The sequence below is a fragment of the Exiguobacterium abrahamii genome, from assembly GCF_015645365.1.
Taxonomy (GTDB): Bacteria; Bacillota; Bacilli; order Exiguobacteriales; family Exiguobacteriaceae; genus Exiguobacterium_A; species Exiguobacterium_A abrahamii.
The window spans coordinates 993,476-1,012,803 of record NZ_JADOYC010000001.1 but is presented as its reverse complement, the minus strand read 5'-3'; the positions used below and the strand labels follow the sequence as shown (position 1 = coordinate 1,012,803).

23 protein-coding genes are annotated in these 19,328 nt (G+C 48.4%); 1 reads left to right on the top strand and 22 read right to left on the bottom strand.

Annotated features, from left to right (window positions below; all coding sequences use genetic code 11):
* Nucleotides 1–70: 70 nt before the first annotated feature.
* A complete protein-coding gene (locus ITJ88_RS05025; protein ID WP_035396836.1) occupies nucleotides 71–958 on the top strand; it encodes a YitT family protein in 888 nt (295 codons plus the stop codon).
* A gap of 42 nt (nucleotides 959–1,000) precedes the next feature.
* Here the strand turns inward: ITJ88_RS05025 and ITJ88_RS05020 are convergent, their stop codons facing one another.
* From ITJ88_RS05020 to rpsA, 22 genes are all read right to left on the bottom strand, one after another.
* Nucleotides 1,001–1,681 (bottom strand): zinc metallopeptidase, encoded by a 681-nt coding sequence (locus ITJ88_RS05020; RefSeq protein ID WP_023468628.1) that lies wholly within the window; start codon nucleotides 1,679–1,681, stop codon nucleotides 1,001–1,003.
* 45 nt (nucleotides 1,682–1,726) lie between these two features.
* Nucleotides 1,727–2,338: a DUF1405 domain-containing protein gene (locus ITJ88_RS05015; RefSeq protein WP_370567761.1), complete on the bottom strand. Its 612-nt coding sequence runs from the start codon at nucleotides 2,336–2,338 to the stop codon at nucleotides 1,727–1,729.
* A 45-nt stretch (nucleotides 2,339–2,383) separates the two neighbouring features.
* Entirely contained in the window at nucleotides 2,384–3,175 is a 792-nt protein-coding gene (locus ITJ88_RS05010) for a menaquinol-cytochrome c reductase cytochrome b/c subunit (protein WP_058704896.1), read from the bottom strand.
* Nucleotides 3,176–3,215: 40 nt separating this feature from the next.
* Nucleotides 3,216–3,887 (bottom strand): menaquinol-cytochrome c reductase cytochrome b subunit, encoded by a 672-nt coding sequence (qcrB, locus tag ITJ88_RS05005; RefSeq protein ID WP_012370658.1) that lies wholly within the window; start codon nucleotides 3,885–3,887, stop codon nucleotides 3,216–3,218.
* Between the two features lie 3 nt (nucleotides 3,888–3,890).
* Nucleotides 3,891–4,397 carry a ubiquinol-cytochrome c reductase iron-sulfur subunit gene (locus tag ITJ88_RS05000; protein WP_023468631.1) on the bottom strand — a complete coding sequence of 169 codons (507 nt, stop codon included), beginning with the start codon at nucleotides 4,395–4,397 and terminating at the stop codon, nucleotides 3,891–3,893.
* 104 nt (nucleotides 4,398–4,501) lie between these two features.
* Nucleotides 4,502–4,942: a DUF2487 family protein gene (locus ITJ88_RS04995; protein WP_195864813.1), complete on the bottom strand. Its 441-nt coding sequence runs from the start codon at nucleotides 4,940–4,942 to the stop codon at nucleotides 4,502–4,504.
* Between the two features lie 181 nt (nucleotides 4,943–5,123).
* Nucleotides 5,124–5,654 (bottom strand): ReoY family proteolytic degradation factor, encoded by a 531-nt coding sequence (locus ITJ88_RS04990; protein ID WP_029342003.1) that lies wholly within the window; start codon nucleotides 5,652–5,654, stop codon nucleotides 5,124–5,126.
* A gap of 28 nt (nucleotides 5,655–5,682) precedes the next feature.
* Complete coding sequence (locus tag ITJ88_RS04985) at nucleotides 5,683–6,969, bottom strand: tetratricopeptide repeat protein (protein WP_230088528.1); 1,287 nt, start codon at nucleotides 6,967–6,969, stop codon at nucleotides 5,683–5,685.
* 11 nt (nucleotides 6,970–6,980) lie between these two features.
* On the bottom strand, nucleotides 6,981–8,237 hold the full coding sequence (gene aroA / locus ITJ88_RS04980; protein WP_195864812.1) for a 3-phosphoshikimate 1-carboxyvinyltransferase: 1,257 nt from the start codon (nucleotides 8,235–8,237) through the stop codon (nucleotides 6,981–6,983).
* The gene (aroB, locus tag ITJ88_RS04975; protein ID WP_195864811.1) at nucleotides 8,228–9,289 is read right to left on the bottom strand and encodes a 3-dehydroquinate synthase; all 1,062 of its coding nucleotides are present in this window, start codon (nucleotides 9,287–9,289) and stop codon (nucleotides 8,228–8,230) included. Before aroB ends, aroA begins: the two co-directional genes overlap by 10 nt.
* Nucleotides 9,286–10,440 carry a chorismate synthase gene (gene aroC / locus ITJ88_RS04970; protein ID WP_195865513.1) on the bottom strand — a complete coding sequence of 385 codons (1,155 nt, stop codon included), beginning with the start codon at nucleotides 10,438–10,440 and terminating at the stop codon, nucleotides 9,286–9,288. Before aroC ends, aroB begins: the two co-directional genes overlap by 4 nt.
* 19 nt (nucleotides 10,441–10,459) lie before the next feature.
* Nucleotides 10,460–11,236, bottom strand: a complete 777-nt coding sequence (locus tag ITJ88_RS04965) for a CheR family methyltransferase (protein ID WP_023468638.1) — start codon at nucleotides 11,234–11,236, stop codon at nucleotides 10,460–10,462.
* 192 nt (nucleotides 11,237–11,428) lie between these two features.
* The gene (gene ndk / locus ITJ88_RS04960) at nucleotides 11,429–11,845 is read right to left on the bottom strand and encodes a nucleoside-diphosphate kinase (RefSeq protein ID WP_023468639.1); all 417 of its coding nucleotides are present in this window, start codon (nucleotides 11,843–11,845) and stop codon (nucleotides 11,429–11,431) included.
* 93 nt (nucleotides 11,846–11,938) lie between these two features.
* Complete coding sequence (locus tag ITJ88_RS04955; protein WP_195864810.1) at nucleotides 11,939–12,901, bottom strand: polyprenyl synthetase family protein; 963 nt, start codon at nucleotides 12,899–12,901, stop codon at nucleotides 11,939–11,941.
* Nucleotide 12,902: 1 nt separating this feature from the next.
* Nucleotides 12,903–13,610 carry a demethylmenaquinone methyltransferase gene (locus ITJ88_RS04950; protein ID WP_023468641.1) on the bottom strand — a complete coding sequence of 236 codons (708 nt, stop codon included), beginning with the start codon at nucleotides 13,608–13,610 and terminating at the stop codon, nucleotides 12,903–12,905.
* Between the two features lie 22 nt (nucleotides 13,611–13,632).
* Nucleotides 13,633–14,211 (bottom strand): heptaprenyl diphosphate synthase component 1, encoded by a 579-nt coding sequence (locus tag ITJ88_RS04945; RefSeq protein ID WP_023468642.1) that lies wholly within the window; start codon nucleotides 14,209–14,211, stop codon nucleotides 13,633–13,635.
* 140 nt (nucleotides 14,212–14,351) lie between these two features.
* Nucleotides 14,352–14,624 (bottom strand): HU family DNA-binding protein, encoded by a 273-nt coding sequence (locus ITJ88_RS04940; RefSeq protein WP_012370671.1) that lies wholly within the window; start codon nucleotides 14,622–14,624, stop codon nucleotides 14,352–14,354.
* Nucleotides 14,625–14,709: 85 nt separating this feature from the next.
* Nucleotides 14,710–15,444, bottom strand: a complete 735-nt coding sequence (locus ITJ88_RS04935) for a hypothetical protein (RefSeq protein ID WP_195864809.1) — start codon at nucleotides 15,442–15,444, stop codon at nucleotides 14,710–14,712.
* Nucleotides 15,441–15,617, bottom strand: a complete 177-nt coding sequence (locus ITJ88_RS04930; protein ID WP_034786022.1) for a DUF2768 domain-containing protein — start codon at nucleotides 15,615–15,617, stop codon at nucleotides 15,441–15,443. Before ITJ88_RS04930 ends, ITJ88_RS04935 begins: the two co-directional genes overlap by 4 nt.
* A 39-nt stretch (nucleotides 15,618–15,656) precedes the next feature.
* On the bottom strand, nucleotides 15,657–16,682 hold the full coding sequence (locus ITJ88_RS04925; protein WP_058704888.1) for an NAD(P)H-dependent glycerol-3-phosphate dehydrogenase: 1,026 nt from the start codon (nucleotides 16,680–16,682) through the stop codon (nucleotides 15,657–15,659).
* A 14-nt stretch (nucleotides 16,683–16,696) separates the two neighbouring features.
* A complete protein-coding gene (der, locus tag ITJ88_RS04920) occupies nucleotides 16,697–18,007 on the bottom strand; it encodes a ribosome biogenesis GTPase Der (RefSeq protein WP_023468646.1) in 1,311 nt (436 codons plus the stop codon).
* Between the two features lie 123 nt (nucleotides 18,008–18,130).
* Entirely contained in the window at nucleotides 18,131–19,264 is a 1,134-nt protein-coding gene (rpsA, locus tag ITJ88_RS04915) for a 30S ribosomal protein S1 (protein ID WP_023468647.1), read from the bottom strand.
* Nucleotides 19,265–19,328: the final 64 nt, after the last annotated feature.

The window sequence follows — 19,328 nt, the reverse complement described above, 5'->3', positions numbered from 1 at the left end:
AAAGCTAGTCTTTTTCCGACCGTGCCGTTACCCTAGAGAAAGAGTCTTGATTTGAAAGGAGCATACGGAAATGGCACCTCCATTCCAATTTCCGATTCGGATCCAGAACATCCTCTGGATTTTAGTCGGATCGTTCATCTTTGCTTTTGGTATTTATCATTTTAACGTTCAAAATGAGTTAGCAGAAGGCGGTTTCACCGGAATCACGCTGATTCTAAAAGGGCTGTTCGGGTTATCACCATCGATCACGAACTTAGTATTGAATGTTCCACTTTTTTTCGTCAGTTATAAAATTCTTGGTCGGACGACCTTCGTCTACACGTTGATCGGTACATTTAGTTTTTCCTTCTGGTATGGATTGATTGCCAAATATTCCCCACTCGTCATCGATCTGCGCGACGATATGGTGCTTGCGGCGCTCTTTGCCGGTGTATTCATCGGCGTTGGTCTTGGTATCATCTTCAACAACGGTGGTACGACAGGTGGCGTCGATATCATCGCGCGTTTGACGAAACGCTACTTCGGTTGGTCGATCGGTCGAACATTCTTGATCTTCGATTTCTTCGTCATCGTCGCATCCTTGACGTATCTCGATTATAAGCAGGCAATGTATACGTTACTTGCCGTCTACGTCGGTGCCCGCGTCATCGATTGGATGCAAGAGGGCACGTATGCCGGTAAAGCAGCGATGATCATCAGTGATCACCGGACGGAGATTGCCGACGGCATTCATGCGACGATGAATCGTGGCACGACCCGTCTAATCGCAAAAGGCGGTTACTCTGGACGAGATCTCGAAGTATTGTACGTCGTCGTCGCTCGCAATGAGATCAATCGCTTGAAGACGCTCGTTAAAAGTGTCGACCAGCACGCCTTCATCACGTTGCATGATGTCTATGAAGTAACGGGAGAAGGATTCACGTTCGACGAAAATCGAGTCCCAATCAAAGAAACGTAAAAAAACACGGATCGCTCAAACGAGCAATCCGTGTTTTTCATTTTAGTCATCACTTGACGGGTTGAAGACGAGCAGTGCGAGACGAAGGAACTCGGCGACAGCAACGAGTGTTGCTGCGACGTACGTCCAAGCCGCTGCGTTCAAGACACGACGTGAACCACGTTCTTCTTCGGCATCAATGATACCATGCTCCGTCAACTGCGCCATCGCTCGATTCGAGGCATCAAACTCGACCGGTAACGTGACGAGTTGGAAGATGACGGCACCGAGCATCAAGACAACACCAAGCATCGCAAGACCACTGAAACCAGCGAACAGACCAATCAACAACAGCGGGAACGATAAGTTCGATGTGATTGACGCGACAGGTGCGATCCGGTGACGGACACGCATCATATTGTAATCCGTCGCATCTTGAATGACGTGACCGATTTCGTGTGCTGCGATCGAAACGGCTGAGACCGTCGAACCGTAATAGACGTCTTCCGATAAACGAACGACTTTGTTCGTTGGATCATAATGGTCGGACATCGTTCCACCGATCGGCTCGAGACGAACGTTCGTGATCCCGTTCTGCTTCATGATGAAGTCGGCGACCTGCGCTCCCGTCACCCCACTCTGAATCGGAACATCTTGATATTTTTTATAGGTGCTCCGCACCCGCATCTGAGCCCAGATCGGGACGATGATGATGATCGCGAGATAGATCAAATAGTTTGCCACGAGACATCGTTCCTTTCTTTTTTTGATTATAGGTCTATTTTATGTTCAAGTGATCTTATTGTCAATTGAATCGCGCGCGACAAGCAGATATCCCATCAAAAGACACAATCCGGTCAACCAGAAGGAGCCATAGCCGATCCACTGGATATGCTCTGCAAGCGCTGGGTAACGCGGCCACTGACCAAGGACGTAATCGACGACATCGTTGTGAATGACCCAGATGGCGACGAGGACAAGCTCCTTGACGCGAAACGTCATCAGCGGACTGTATAACAACGCCTGGAATGCCATCGCTCCGTGCGACACCATCAACATCAGTGCCATTGCTGTTAAGATTGGATCCTCCGTTCCGAGTTGATTCAACATCAACGCATTCATGACGACTGCCCAGACCCCATATTTGATCAATGTCACGAACGCGAGCGCTTCAAATAGTCGGGAACGTCGTCCGAAAATCCAGAGAAAGACGATGATCGTAAAGAACAGGGATGCTGTCGGGCTATCCGGAATAAATGGGTAGTAATACCACTTCGATGTCGCAAGTTGTGGTTCATACCAGTAGTAACCGTATAATGTGCCTGTTAAGTTGATCAACCCGACAATCCAGAGTACGGCTTTATGTCGGAGTAATGTCAAAATACCTTGCAATCGTTTCACCTCATCATCGACAAAAGCCGGAGGATTGCTCCCCCGGCTTTTGGCTTATTTATTGTTTTCGCCGCCTTCACCGTATGAAGCGATGAATTTCGCGAGTTCTTTACGATCCGCATCTGATCCTTTGTACTGACCAGCAGGCATCGAACCGATCCCTTTATCTGCGATTTCATAAATCTCTTCTTCTGTCTTCTTCGTACCGACGAGTGCCGGAGCTGCTGCTCCACCCTCGAGGTTTTTACCGTGACAGTTGACACATGACTGATTCGAATAAATTTCGTATCCTTTTGCCGCTGTATCAATTTCTGGTCCTTCGTTCATCGTCAACTCACCTTGTTTATGGATTGTATCCCAGTGAGTCGTTTGAACAGATTCCCAAGTCAAGAAGACGATCGAGACGACTGCGAGGAGCATCATGCTGACTGCGATCGGACGTTTCGCAGGACGGCGTTCAAGACCTTGGTCGAGCCATGGCGCGACGAGAAGTGCTGTGAACGCAAGACCTGGGAGAATGACCGTTCCCATCAAGATGTATGGACCTGCAGCGAATTGGTATTTCAAGAGCTGATAGAGGAATAGGAAGTACCAGTCCGGAAGTGGAATGTACGACGTATTCGTCGGATCGGCAATGTTTTGAAGTGGTGCTGCTTCTACGATTGTCAGTGTCATGAAGCCGATCAAGAAGACCGCTCCAACCATCCATTCGCGAAGTAAGAAGTTTGGCCAGAACGCTTCCGTTCGACCTGGATATTCCGAGTAGTCTTTCGACTTGTTCGGCATCCGGTTGTTGATCGACACCCGTGAATCGGTGACGAATTTCATTCCTTTACCACGATGCATCGTGTTCTCCCCCTTTTTTGTTGTCTAGATGATAGTCGGTTTAAAGTGGTCCAGAGATCCCTTGTTTACGGATCATCATGAAGTGGGCCCCGAGCAAGACGAACAATGCTGCAGGAAGGAAGAAGACGTGAATCGCAAAGAATCGAGCGATTGTACTTGCGCCGACGATTTCTCCACCCGCAAGGAGGGTCTTCGCGATACCACCGATGACCGGAATACTTTCAGCAATCTGAATCGTAACTTTTGTCGCGAACAACGCTTTCATGTCCCAAGGCAATAGGTATCCTGTCAGACCGAGAGCTAAGACGACGAAGAACAAGAGAACTCCGACGACCCAGTTCAATTCACGTGGTTTCTTGTATGAACCAGTGAAGAAGACACGTAATGTATGTAGGAACAACATTACGATAACGACCGACGCACCCCAGTGGTGCATACCACGAACGATTTGTCCGTGTGCGACTTCATTTTGAAGATAGTAGACGGACGCGTGTGCGTTGATGATGTCCGGTACATAATACATCGTCAAGAACATCCCCGAAAGAATCTGGATGACGATCGTAAAGAACGTCAATCCGCCAAAACAATAAACGAAAGCTGAAAAGTTATGTGCCGGGTTGACGTGCTCCGGTACTTCATGGTCGGCGATATCTCGCCAGAGCGGCGTAATGTCAACGCGCTCATCGATCCAATCATAGATTTTTTGCATCATCGCTTACGCACCTCTTTCGACTGGTTTACCAAGGTAGAGGAAACCATCTTTCTGCTGCATTTCATAACCATCGAGTGGTTTCGTCGGAGGCGTTCCTGGAACGTTGACGCCATCCTTCGTGTACCGACCGAAGTGACATGGGCAATAGAATTGCTCCGGGTGCGTCGGATCTGAACCGAAGCTGACTTGGCAACCTAAGTGTTTACAAATTGGTGAGAGGGCTAAAATTTCTCCCTTATCATCTTTGAACACCCAAGCTGACAACGTTTCTTCGAACTCATACCATGCATCTTGCGTTTGTTTCTTGAAGTCGACCCGTTTTGGTTCTGTCGTGATATCCGACAACTTCATTACTTTTACTTTATCGCCTGCTCCTGATTTCTTCAGGACTGGATCAACTGCGAAGTTGACCATCGGCATGACCATCGTCGCCGCCATGAAACCGCCGACGCCTGTCAATGTATACGTCAAGAACTGACGACGTGTTACGTTAGACCCGTTTTGAGCCATCTCGATCCCCCCTTGTGATGTACGCTGTGCCCCAAGACGACAGTACTTCACACAAATTTCTCACATGGTAATAGTATCTTAATAAAATCATTGCGTCAACCGCTTCATAGCGCGGTCCAACGGTTTCCTAATTGTTCGAGAACTTGTCCTACAAAATTCCCGACCATCTGACCTTGTTGGTCACGACTCATCGTCTCAAGAGCTAGACGTGGCACGTAGATAATCTCTTCGGCGGCAGTCTCCTTCCATCTTAAATCAGCCGTGATGAAGGTGATGAAACGGAATTGCCCGGAAGCAGCCGCTTGACGCCATCCTTCCAACTGTTCGATCGTCGGTGCATCGATATAGGTCAGAGCAGGAACGAGCAACGCCCGTCCGGATAGCTGGCGTTCGACTTCGGACGCCACCGTCAATGTCATGTCTGCGCATTCCGCGTAAGCATGCATCGCCTCATCGAAACCGACCGGAAGCAAAGGCACGATCAGCGTATCGATGTACGCTTGCTCGCTTCGTGTCCGCTGTACGTCGGATGGTTTGAAACGCAAGTCATTTCCCCCTTTCTTCGTACTTACAATTCGTCACATTTAATGTATCATATCCGCATTTCCTCCTACTCACTTAATGTGAACGTTTTATGAAATTCCACTCTATTTTTCTTCATATTTTGCACAAATCTTCACATACGAAAGGACCCTACTACCTCTGCTGGGCAATAGAGTCCTTCTGTTAAGGAAGTTGACTTCGAACGAGCCGTAACTGTTCGGAAAGAGAGTGGAAGCGATGTTGATCGCGTGCATCCAGCGCTTCATCAATCAAGCGGACTAAACGTTCTTCTTCCTGCCGATTGACCGTGACCGCGATGAAATGTGTCGCTTCATCCGCTAAGCGCGGTTCAACAGCAACTTCTGGGCGAAACGGATTTTCTTCTAGTAAAGACAAATACTCGTCATCCATCATCATACCTTGGAAGTTCAACTCGATATAGATATCTTCCGAGGTCAGGCGGATGTCATGATACGCTTTTTCTGGATCTAACGTTGTGACATCCCCTTTTTTGAAGAGAAACGGTTCCGCATCGAACCCGTATGTCGTCATGATGATTGCCTTCGGAGCGAAGGTCGCATTTTGGACGAAGTGTACTTGCTCGAGTTTTGCCTCATTACGCAGCCAATAATCGATGATCCATTTCGCTTCCCGTCGCTTTAACGTGTAATAGGTCAAGATGCGGCGTAAGAATCGCTGCTTTCTCTCTATCATCTCAATCCTACTCCCTTCTCCCGTGAAGTCATCCATCCATTCGTTCAACATAGTCGACGAGTTCGTTATCTTCTGGTGTCAACTTAGCAGCGCGGCGGAGAAGACGTTGTCCCTCTTCACGCCGTCCTTCCTCGACGAGTGCAAATCCGTACTCTTTCAAGAAGAGCGCATCTTCCGTGAATGCACCTTCGACTATCGCATAATTCTCCATCGCTTGTGTGTATTCCTCTAAGGCATACAAAGCGCGTGCCCGGTACCATGTTAGAATCGGAGCCGTGACGTGTTCTTCGATGGCAGAGATCGTCTCGATCATCGCTTCGTGGTCCTCGTCTTCAGCGAGTAACGACAGCAAACGTTCCGCTGCGACGATCGATTCCGGATTCAAGGCAAGCGCCTCACGTAGCGCTTGGACGCTTCCAGCGCGATCGCCGAGTTTTAGAAGGAACAAGGCTTCCATCGTCCGCAACTCATCATTGTAATCGTCGCGCTCCATTCCTTGTTTGATGACGTTCAGTGCTTCTTTTGTCAAACCAAGTTCGGCTTGGCTTTCCGCGTATGGTACGTACGCCGACGTATAGTCAGGATCCTGTGCAATCAATTGCTGGAATGTCTCGACCGCTTTTTGATGTTGACCGACACGGTGAGCCGTCATCGCAAGACCAAACAGCGTATGCAGGTCGGAGCGTTCTGCGACAGCACGTTCGTACAGTGGAATCGCATCTTCAAATTGTCCTGTCATCGCGAGTGATTCCGCGTAAAGGGCATCGAGCGGCAATTCAGCACGTAACTCTGGTCGCTCCGCGATTTCGGCGAATAACGGTACCGCCTGATCAAACGCACCGAGCGTCATGTAGAGCTCAGCCAAACCGTATGCTAGTAACGGTTCGTCCGGTGCAAGGTTACGCGCTTCCTTCAGCTTCGCTAACGCTACTTCGTCAAGACCTTGCGACTGATAGAGGTCAGCGAGTAATACGAGAGAACGTGGACCATGTTCCGTGTCTGTTGTGTCGACCTGTTCGAGGACGGAGATCGCTTCTTCTTCGCGATCCAAATCGATATAACACTCTGCTAGTAACAAGGCGACTCCCGCGTTACCCGCATATTCGACGTAAAGCGGCGCCAAGAGATCGACCGCCCGGTCAGACAAACCGAGTTCGATATAGAGATCGGCAACGGCGAGGCGGTCCTCATCCGTTCCTGTCTTTTCGAGTTTTTCTAATGCTGCTAACGCTTCTGAGGTGTGACCATGTTCTAATTCTTCGATGATGCCATTCAATAGTTGTTCATTCAAGGCAAACGCCCCACTTTCTGTCATCCGCCTATTGCTTACTCAGATTGGTCGGATTGAAGTTTCTTTAAATCATCATAGAACGTTGGGTAGCTGACTTCAACTACTTCGCGTCCATGAACCATAATTTCTGGATTGATCGTCGCCGCGATCGTCAACATCATCGCGAGCCGGTGATCACCTGCACTGTCGACTTCCGCTGCTTGCAAAGGTGTCGGTCCTTCGATGATCATGCCGTCATCCGTTGCCTCGATGTTCGCTCCAAGGCGCTGTAATGCCGTCACAACGGTCTCAATCCGATCCGTTTCCTTGACACGAAGCTCTTGTGCATCGCGAATGATCGTTCGTCCTTCCGCTTGCGTCGCAAGCAAAGCGAGTAGTGGGATCTCATCAATCAAGGATGGAATCTGATCACCTTCGACCGTGATTGCTTGTAATGATGTCGTCTCGACGGTCACATCTGCCGTCTCCTCTCCACCGTCTTCTGAGCGATGATTGATTTCGACACTTGCACCCATCTGGCGTAACGTCTGTAAAAAACCGATCCGTGTTGGATTCATCAAGACGTGGGTCGTCGTGATGCGACTATCCTGCCCGATTGCTGCTGCCGTCCACCAAAACGCTGCTGACGATGGATCACCTGGAATGTCGAGTGACGTTGCTCGTAAGCGTACAGGACCTTGAACACGAATGTGCCGACCATCCTCGCGCTCATCAATCGCTACGTCAACGCCGAATTGCGGCAACATCCGTTCCGTATGGTCGCGTGACAGGATCGGCTCGATGACCGTCGTCTCACCCGTCGCATGCAGACCTGCGAGCAACACGGCGCTTTTCACTTGTGCACTTGCAACTGGCAACGTATACGTCGTTCCGACAAGCGGCGTTCCTGTGATATGAAGCGGCGCTGTCTCACCTGTGATGTCCGCTCCGAACAAGGCAAGCGGTTCTGTGATTCGTTTCATTGGACGTCTACGTAAGGAAGCGTCGCCATCGAGTGCATACGTCGCTTGACCGCCTGCTAGGATACCGCTCAAGAGCCGAATCGTCGTCCCCGAGTTTCCGCAATCGATCGTCGCTTCTTGGAACGTATCCGTTCCGGTGATCCGAATTTCCGTTGGTGTTCGATCGATTTGTGCACCAAGCGCCTGCATCGCTTCTAGTGAAGCAAGACAATCGGCCCCTTCAAGTGCGTTTCTGACGCGTGTCGTTCCCTCGGCGATTCCACCGAACAGAAATGCGCGGTGCGTCATTGATTTATCACCTGGTACTTGTACTGTTCCTCTTAAGCCCATTCTAGACACCTCACTGTTTGATTGAATGCTTGGCGCAATCGTTCTTCGCTGATCGCTTCTAAAATAAAGCGTCCTTCTTTTTCAAGGACGAATCGAATCGTTGCTTGGTGGTTCTTCTTGTCACGACGCATCAGTTCAAGGTATGTCTTAAACGATTGTCGATCCGGCAATTCCGTCCCAAGACGGTGGAGCAATTGCCCGAGCTGCTTCGCCTGTTCGTCATTTCCTTCCAAGAACTTGACGAAGACAAGTCCGATCCCTACGGCCTCGCCATGCGCAAGACCAGGACTTGCATATTCAACGGCATGACCAAATGTATGTCCATAATTCAAGAACGCACGCATCCCTTGCTCCGTCTCATCTTGTTCGACGATATCCCGTTTCACATTGATCCCCCGTGCGAGCCAGTCTTCTAAATCGAGTCCTTTGACAGCATCCAGCGAAATATCGAGTAACGAATCCGCAAATGATGGTCGCGAAAGGAACCCATGCTTGACTAACTCAAAGAAGCCACTTCGCCATTCCCGGTCTGGTAATGTCTGAAGGAGCGTTAAATCATATACGACACCACTTGGCTGATAAAATGCACCGACTAAGTTTTTACCGAGGGAGAGGTTGAGACCAACCTTTCCACCAACACTTGAATCGTGCGCTAACAGTGTCGTCGGAATTTGAATGAACGGGATGCCGCGCAAAAAGGTTGCCGCGACGAATCCCGCTAAATCACCAATCATTCCACCACCGAACGCAAGGATCAGGCTATGACGTGTCATCCCATACCGAACCCCTTCTTCGAGTAGAGCGCCATAAACGGCAAGCGACTTACTATTCTCCCCAGGCGCAACGATGCTGATATGAACATCGATCGACGGCGATGCATCCGCTAATGCAGCCTGCAATCGATCCATCTGCAAGTGATGTACCGTTTCATCCGTGATGACCCAGATGCGGTCCGCCTCGTTCAGCGCGGAAAGATGCGATAACCGGGCTAATGCCCCATTTCCGATAAGTACTGGATATGACGTGTTCAACCGGATATCAAATTCGATCAAAACGTCCGAACCTCCTCTTTATAAGCAGCGACGGCAGCCTGAAGGCGATCGAGTGTCGATGTCCCGAACATTTCAAGGATAGCGACCGCAATCTCAAACGCGACGACGGCTTCTAGAACAACCGATGCGGCCGGAACGGCACAGGCATCACTTCGCTCGATTTGTGCTGTGAATGCTTCCTTCGTCTCGATATCGACCGATTGCAGTGGACGATAGAGCGTCGGAATCGGCTTCATCGCAATTTGGACGCGAATCGGCATGCCTGTCGACATCCCGCCTTCGATTCCGCCTAGATGGTTCGTCCGCCGATGATAGCCGGATGCATCATGGACGATTTCATCTTGGACGGTACTCCCCTTGCGACGACCGAGTTCATATCCGTCACCAAAACCGACTGATTTCATCGCATTGACGCTGATGACAGCTTGCGCAATCCGGCTGTCGAGCTTTAAATCGTTTTGGGTGAAGGATCCGACGCCTGGCATCATGCCCGTCACGACGACTTCAATTTCACCGCCGAGTGTATCCCCTTCTTTTTTGGCCGCATCAATTTCTTCCATCATCCGTTGTCCTGCTTGTTCGTCAGCACATCGAACGGGTGAAGCATCAATCGTTTCCTGATGTTCGACGGGATCCTTCCACGGTGCATCGATGCCACCAATCGACCGTACGTGCGAAAACACTTCAATCCCGAGTTCATGCAGTAATTGTTTAGCGAAGGCGCCGACGGCAACACGTGCTGCCGTTTCACGAGCGGAAGAACGTTCTAGTACATCGCGTAAATCGCGGTGACCATACTTCAATCCACCAACGAGATCCGCATGTCCGGGACGTGGACGCGTCAACGTCCGCGGGCGCTCCAATTGTTCTTCGAGCGGTTCCGCTTGCATGACTTGTGTCCAGTGCGTATGATCCTTATTCTCGATGAATAAACTGATCGGTGATCCCGTCGTGTATCCATGACGAATCCCGCCACGTGCATCGATTTGATCCTGTTCGATTTGCATGCGTCGTCCGCGTCCGTATCCGCCTTGGCGACGTGTCATTTCACGCTGGATGGCTTCGAAATCAATCGTGAGTCCTGCTGGCATCCCATCGATGATGACGGTCAACCCTTTTCCGTGTGATTCTCCTGCTGTCATGTAACGCATTCGCTTCATCCCTTCCTGTTCAACCGATTTTTTCGTAAAAGAAGCTCTGTTTCATCTTTAATCCAAACCGTTCGGGTTGGAAAATTTGTTCCGTCCCACCAACGAATAGGATTCCGCCTGGCTTTAAGGCCTCGACGAACGAACGATAGACGTGCGCTTTCGCTTCTTCTGTAAAATAAATCAGTACGTTGCGGCAGATGATTAAATCAAATCCCGTATCGTACCGGTCTCCTAACAGATTATGTTTACTGAAACGAACGAGTCGTTTGATTTCCGGAACGACTTCGAACGTTTGCTCTTGCTCGATGAAGTATTTCTTTTTACGCGCTTCGACGACTTCATTCAATGCAGAAGCTCCGTATCGACCAAGCTTGGCTTTTTCAAGGACGAGTTCGTCCAAATCCGTTGCTTGAATCGTAAAGGCGGATGGATCGAGCCGTTCACTTAAAATCATCGCGAGAGAGTATGGTTCTTCTCCGGTCGAACAAGCTGCGCTCCACGTCCGGATTCGTCCATGTGCTCGCGACTCTAGGATCGGTAAGATATCTTGTTCCAATTGTTGCCAACGAATCGGATTACGGAAAAATTCACTTACATTGATCGTCATTCGGTCTAAAAACTCGTCGTATAACGATGTGTCCTTATCCATTGCCTGCATATAAGAAGCAAATGTACTATATCCTTTTTTGTCACGTAACGCCGTCAATCGCCGCTTCATCTGTGCTTCTTTATACTGACCGAGATCAATCCCTGATTTGGTCTTGAATCGTTGAATAAAAAGTTCATAATCTTCCAATTGGCACACCTCGCTCACTCTCGATATCGAATGGTCATTTCCATGACCGGTTCAACTTATTTTCTATAGTAGCATAAAGCTATAGGCATTCCAAAAAGCAATTCGACAATTGGGTCATTCCGTTTTACAAGAACACGACAAAAGGGATTCGATCAAATCGAATCCCTTCCCCGTTGTCTTTCTATTCACGTATTACGCGTTGACTGGCTGTCCTTGAAACCAGAGGGCAAGCTCACGCTCCGCACTCTCGACACTATCTGAACCATGGATAACGTTCTCACTCATCGTGTTCGCGAAATCACCACGGATCGTTCCAGGTGCTGCTTCAAGTGGTTTTGTTTTTCCGATCATCAAACGCGAGACGGCAACGACGTCTGCACCCTCGACACGAAGTGCAACGACAGGACCCGATGTGAGGAAAGTGACCAACTCTCCAAAGAACGGTTTCTCCGCATGCTCTTCGTAATGTGCTTTTGCTAGCTCTTCTGTGACGTTCATCATTTTCATTTCACGAATGATGAATCCTTTGCGTTCGATCCGTCCAATGATTTCCCCAATCAATCCACGTTCTACGCCATCCGGTTTGACCATCAAAAATGTCTGTTCCATCTCTAGTTCCCCCTATGAAATGCTTTTAGAAAAGCGCTTACATAGTCAGTTTACTGGCTTTTAAGAAGAACAGCAAGAAATTTTTGACAATCTTCAACCTTTTCGTTTTCCAACGTAGCGCGCAACTTCTTCAAGCGATCGCTTCGCAGAGGATTTAGGTAATGGTTCGAGACGTTTAATGGCACGATGAATGTAATGATCAACTGTTTGTTGCGTTCGTTCGAGAGCACCCGAAGTTTGAAGAAACGACAATAAGGGTGCGACTTCTTCATGTGTTGGCATACTCTCGATTTTTGAAAGACGTTCATAAAAGACAGCATCTTCTGCACCATAAAAGACAGGTAATGTTTTGTGTCCATGACGCAAATCCTCTGCTACGGGCTTACCAAGTTCTGTGCGATTCGCTGTGAAATCAAGCAAATCGTCAGCAATTTGAAAAGCAAGTCCAATATCTCGTCCAAACAACCGTAACGCTTTCGTATCGGCTGCAGAACAGTTCGCAACAATGGCACCTAGATGACAACTCGCTTCGATGAGAATGGCTGTTTTTCGTTCAATCCGTTTGATGTAGCGTTTAATCGACTGTTCCCAATCATATTGGTCATAGATTTGTTCAATCTCACCTTCGCAAATTTCACGCATCGTATGGACCATCACTTGGACAAGTTCCGGCTTTCCGACTTCACCAATCAATCGAATCGCCTCTCCAAACAGATAGTTCCCGGAATACAGTGCTACTTCTTCATCAAAGTATTGCATGACGGTCGGTTTTCCTCGTCGTAGTTCCGCATCATCAATGACATCGTCATGAACAAGTGACGCCATATGGACAAGTTCAAGACTGGCAGCCACACGAATCAGCTCATCTCGATCTGCCTCACCGAATTTAGACGCTAACAATACGAACGCCGGTCGAATCCGTTTTCCACCAGCCTTCAATAATTGCTTTCCAGCCGCATCAATCGTTGGTTCCTCAGAAGCGATATGATTGATCAGAAAACGATCGACTAAATTAACTTCCTTCGTGACATCACGGTATATGGAATGCAGTGACATCTCACCACTTCTTCCCAAGGTGCATTGCAGCAGCCCCACCCGCGAATGCCTTGACTTCCACTTGCATGAAGCCTGCCTGTTCGAAGAGTTGTTTCAGTTCGACGCGGTCGAGGAACACTTCCGTCGATTCTTGTAGCCAGTTGTATTGATCGTATGATTTCGCAAGCAATCGTCCGACTTGTGGCATGATTTTTCCGAAATACAATGAATATGCTTCGCGGAAAATCGGTGCTGTCGGTTGACTCGTCTCGAGACAGACGACCGTTCCACCTGGTTTTAAGACACGATGCATCTCTTTGATGACCTGTAGATAATCCGGTACGTTGCGTAGACCAAAGCCGATCGTCACATAATCGAATGAGTTATCACCAAACGGTAGATCCATCGCATTTCCGTGAATCAATTCGATATTTTTCATATCGAGCGCTTCTACCTTCTCCACGCCGACTCTTAGCATGTTTTCTGAAAAATCAAGTCCTTTGATGACGCCTGTCGGACCGGCTGCTTTCGCTAGTTGAATCGTCCAGTCTGCTGTTCCACAACAAAGATCGAGACATTTAGCGCCCGGGAAGACTTGCATCCGGCGCATCGTCTCGCGTCTCCATAGTTTATGCAGTCGGAAGCTGATGACTGAATTCATTTGATCATAGTTCGTTGATATCGATTGAAACACTTCATATACTTTTTTTTCTTTATCTTTTGCCTGCACACCGCTCACCCTTTCCAAGATCTCATGCTACCGCCATCTGCTCGAGATGCGATAACAGTAATTTCTGTGCGACCAGATCCAATTGTTCTGCCTGTTGTTGAATGATCTGCCGCCCCTGTCGTGTCAGCCATTCTCGTTTCGTGATTGCCGCGAGTCCTTGCATTAATCCGAACTCTGCTGTTAACCATAAGAGAACCCGTTCTTCCGTCGATGCATAATTCATTTCGTGAAGGGCACACTTTGCCTCGTTAACCCGTTGAATCGTCCGTCCGAGTGAAACGAGAATCTCTTTTGGTAGCCCAGCTAGCTGTTCGAAAAAGTAGCTCGAGAATAAATCCCCTGCTAATACAAGCAACTGTCGCTCCTTCGAACCGCGTAGCGTTTCATTGACACGCTCATGCAGACGTAGCGCTACTTGTGCGAAATGAATCGCTTTGACGAGTGCTTCCGTATCCAGCGTGTCATGTTGAGCGACATCAATCAACCAACTGATCTGTTCACGATCGATGGAAGGGAAATCCACATGTCGAGCCAATCGTGTCGTTTGTTTAGTGGTGAGTGCAGTGATGATTTCATCCACGCGCAGCTCATGTTGTTCCATGCTTTTACCCCCCGATCTCCAGTGCCATCTCGTTGATGGACGTTCTTCTTTTTTAATATACCATAATCGGCGGGCTTTCACGCTTCTGAATGTCCACAAAAAAGCCGCCCGAGAAAATCTCGGGCGACTATGTAGCCGGATTACTTCACAGCATCTTTCAATGCTTTACCTGGTTTGAAGGCAGGTACTTTGCTTGCTGGAATCTCGATATCTTCTTTCGTACGTGGGTTGCGACCTTTACGGGCTGCACGCTCACGGACTTCGAAGTTACCAAATCCAATCAATTGGACTTTCTCTCCAGACTGAAGTGTCTCAGTGATCGATTCGAATGTTGATTCAACAACTTTCGTCACGTCTTTTTTTGTAAGACCTGATTTTTCGACGACTGCTTGAATGAGTTCAGTTTTGTTCATTACTTTCACCCCCTCCCAATCACTTCTTCGAGGGTAATCATACCCCATAAACGTTGCTATTACAACATTTTCGTGTAAATAACGTTCAATTTTCAGATTCTTCGATCGATTCCTCTGAAAACACAGGTTCGCCTTTTTCGTTTATCGTGTAGCTTTGAGAATAGGCAGGAACAAAAGGTTGATCTTCATAGAGCAAATACCGAATATCTTGACCGACTTTCGGCTTTTTCTTCGCAGTTTGAACAGCTTTCTTCAACTCAGGTAAATAGTTGATGAAGAGGCGTCCTTGACCATCGACATAGATCGACAACTTTTCATCTGAATACGGACTTGGGACAGTCGGTTCTTTTTTGATGAATAGTTTTTTGTAGTCAAGCGTAAACTGGTTTTTTCCGAACGATCCTTTAAACGGATATTTGTCGTTCTTCTTCCGATATGCATCAATCCGAACTTGGAGCTTCTGTAACTCTTCTGCAACAAGTAAATCCATCAACTTAACAGTCGGTTTCGTGTCGACATCGACTAACAGGTAGATGAATGTTCCGCCACCTTCAAAACTGTTCGATGGTGGATCACTCATATAACGCGGAATGAGCCGCCCTAATTCGATTTGATAACGCTCCATAAGCGGAGTATCTGCTTCCATCGTCTTGATGGGCAAAACACCCGTGTCTTTTTGATACGCATCGACAGCATCCTGTACGGTACGCAACTGTTGCGGATACGGTACGCGGTTCGACGGTTTCTGACTGTCTGGAAACAGACAACCCGATAACAACGTCACCGGAATGAGCATGAGGATCACGAACCACTTCTTCATGCGCTTGGCCCCGCCATGACGATGAATACCATGATGATCGACGCAACGATGAAACATACGAATGCCAAAGTCGATACGAGAACCTGCCATATCCCCTTCAACTTCGTCCGACTGACCGTGACCAGCAAGACACTGATCGCAAAGAGTCCAATGCCAGCGAACGAGATCCACATTTTTATTAATCCTGGACTCAAGGTTTCCACCCCACTCCGTTAATCTTTCGTCGTGAAGAGATGCTCGATCTCATTTTTCTGTGGTCGTTGCATCAACTTTTTGACTTCTTCTTCCGGTGTATGACCGTCAAAGAGAACATGGTAGAGGGCGGAAGTGATTGGGAGTTCACACTGTTTCGTCTCCGCCAAATCATACGCCGCTTGGGTCGCGCGAACACCTTCGACGACCATTCCCATGTTTTCTAGCACCGTCTCTAATTTTTCACCGCGACCGATGGCATTCCCCGCACGCCAATTTCGACTATGAACCGATGTACAAGTAACGATCAAGTCACCCATTCCTGTCAATCCAGTGAACGTCATCGGGTTAGCTCCAAGCATCGTACCGAGACGTGCGATTTCGACCATTCCACGCGTAATCAATGCTGCTTTGGCATTGTCCCCGTAACCGAGACCATCCGTCATACCTGCGGCAAGCGCAATGATATTTTTGAGCGCCCCACCGAGTTCAGCTCCAATGATATCCGCATTCAGATAGACGCGGAAGTTTTCATTCGTAAACAGCTCCTGTACACGACCAGCCTCTTCTAAATCATCCGATGCGATGGTCACTGTCGTTGGTTTACGTAACGCGACCTCTTCGGCATGCGAAGGACCCGTCAAGACACAAACCGCCTTGCGTTTCGCAGGATCGACCTCTGCTTCGATTAATTCTGACAACCGAAGATGGGTCTTTGGCTCGATTCCTTTTGACGCATGAATCAGAACGACTGGTTCCGTCAACAATTCATTCAATTGTCGGGAAACCGAACGAATCGCAGAGGACGGTGTGACGATCAAGATGTGTGTTGCGCCTTCAACCGCCACTTTAAGATCCGTCGTCGCCTTCAATGACTGTGGTAACATGACACCCGGCAAAAATTGCGCATTTTCATGATGTTCATTGATGCGGTCGACCGTTGTTTGTTCACGACCGTAAAGCATGACTTCCTGATCATTATCGGCTAGGACGAGCGAGAGCGCCGTTCCCCAGCTTCCCGCTCCGATGACAGCGATTTTGGTCATACTGACTCACCTCATTATTGTTTTTGACGAGCTAAAATCCGGATTGGTGTACCTGTAAAATCAAATGCTTCCCGAATCCGATTCTCAAGATATCGTTTATAAGAGAAGTGCAGCAATTCTGGATCATTGACGAACAAGACGAACGTTGGCGGCCGTGACGCGACTTGAGTCGCATAGTTGATCCGAAGACGAACCCCTTTATCCGTCGGCGCTGGGTTCATCGCGACAGCGTCAACGATGACATCGTTCAAGACGCTTGTCTGAATCCGTTGTGCATGGCTGTGCGCTGCTTGTTGAATGACCGGTAACAACGTCTGCAAACGACGTTTTGTTTTCGCTGAGACGAAGACGATGGGTGCATAGTCAAGGAAACGGAATTCTTCCCGAATCTCTTCTTGCATCTTTTTCATCGTCTTATCATCTTTTTCGACAGCATCCCATTTATTGACGACAATGATGACCGCGCGACCTGCTTCGTGCGCATATCCCGCCACTTTTTTATCTTGCTCGATGATGCCTTCTTCGCCATCAAGCACGACACAGACGACATCTGCCCGTTCGATTGCTTTTTGTGCACGCATGACGCTGAAACGTTCTGTTGATTCATAGACTTTCCCGCGTTTTCGCATCCCGGCCGTATCGATGATGACGTATTCTTGATCATCCCGCGTAAACGGTGTATCGATCGCATCGCGCGTCGTACCAGCGATGTTCGAGACGATGACGCGTTCTTCACCGAGAATCGAGTTCGTCATACTTGATTTTCCGACGTTCGGACGACCAATCAAGGCAAACTTGATCGTACTTTCGTCATATTCTAATTCTTCTTTATCTGGTGCGAGTTCAAGGACACGGTCGAGTAAGTCACCTAAACCAAGACCATGTGTACCAGAAATCGGGAACAAGTCTCCGAATCCAAGGGAGTAAAATTCATACATTAAATCACGCATTTCAAAGTTATCGACTTTGTTGACAGCTACGACGACTGGTTTGTTCGAACGGAATAACATGTTCGCGACTTCCTCATCCGCTGCTGTGATTCCTTCGCGTCCGTTCACCATGAAAATGATGACATCCGCTTCATCAATGGCGAGCTCCGCCTGATGACGCATCATTTGAAGTAGGGGCTCATCCCCGACTTCGATTCCACCTGTATCAATCAAATGAAAATGACGATTCAGCCATTCTCCAGTTCCGTAAATACGGTCGCGGGTAACGCCTGGCTTGTCTTCTACGATTGAAACCCGATCTCCAATCACCCGGTTAAAAATCGTCGACTTTCCGATATTTGGGCGACCTACGATCGCCACGACTGGAATTGCCATCCCAACACCTTCTTTCTCTTCTCTCGCTTCATAGCCGTTCTATTGTATCAAATCAAACTGTCATATACCATAACAAACCGCATATAAAAAGCGGACACGCTTGTGTCCGCTTTGTGTCATTGCTTATTCTTTCTGATCAGAATCGTCCTCAGTCAAGTCAGCGACCGAGAATCCTTCTGATTGATTCGTATAATCCGAGTAATCGTCAGCGGACGATTCTTCCTCTTCAAGGACACGTGTTGATAGCGAAATCTTATGCTCATCAAGACGTACTTCAAGTACTTTTGCCTCGATTTCCTGTCCTTCTTCGAGTACTTCCGAAGGTGAACCGATATGACGGTTCGCGATTTGCGAAATGTGCAAAAGTCCTTCTACTTGCGGCGCAAGTTCGATGAAGGCTCCGAACTGGACGAGACGACGTACACGTCCTTTGACGATATCGCCAGCTTCGATCTTCCCTTCCATCTGTTGCCATGGACCAGGTTGTGTTTCCTTGATCGACAACTTGACCTTTTCCGTATCACGGTCGACACCAAGTACTTTGACTTCGACTTTTTGACCTTCCGTGACGATATCCGAAGGACGCTCGACACGGTGGTGTGCCATCTCCGAGATATGAACGAGACCGTCGACGCCACCGATATCAACGAAAGCACCAAAGTCCGTTAAACGTTGGACTGTACCTTCGAGGATTTGACCTACTTCTAAGTTTTCGAGTGTCTCTTTTTTCTTCGCGTTCAATTCGCCTTCAACGACAGCTTTGTGCGAGAGAATGACACGGTTCTTCTCTTGATCGAGTTCAACGACCTTGACTTCGATCGAACGACCGATGTAATCCGAGAAATCCTCGACATAATGCCGTTCGACGAGTGACGCTGGAATGAATCCGCGGACACCGATATCAACGACGAGTCCACCTTTGACGATGTCTTTGACGACAACTTCAAAGATCTCACCTGATTTATACTTCTCTTCTACTTGCTCCCACGCTTTGAGCGCGTCGATTTCTCGTTTCGAGACGACGACCTCTTCATCCGTGATTTTCTTGACCTTCACTTGTAGTTCATCTCCGACGTTCAGCACGCCGCGAATATCATCGAGATGAAGACTCGATACTTCGCTGATCGGTAAGATGGCTTCTGTTTTATATCCGATATCAATGAGTGCTTGCTTGTCTTCAATTTTCACGACCATTCCGGTAACTACCTGGTCCCGATGAATTTCAAAATCAGGCATATCTTTCATTTCTTCGACCATTCCAAAACAACCTCCTCACGATGAGTACAAGAAACGCCTGACACGTGTCAATGCGTTTATCCTG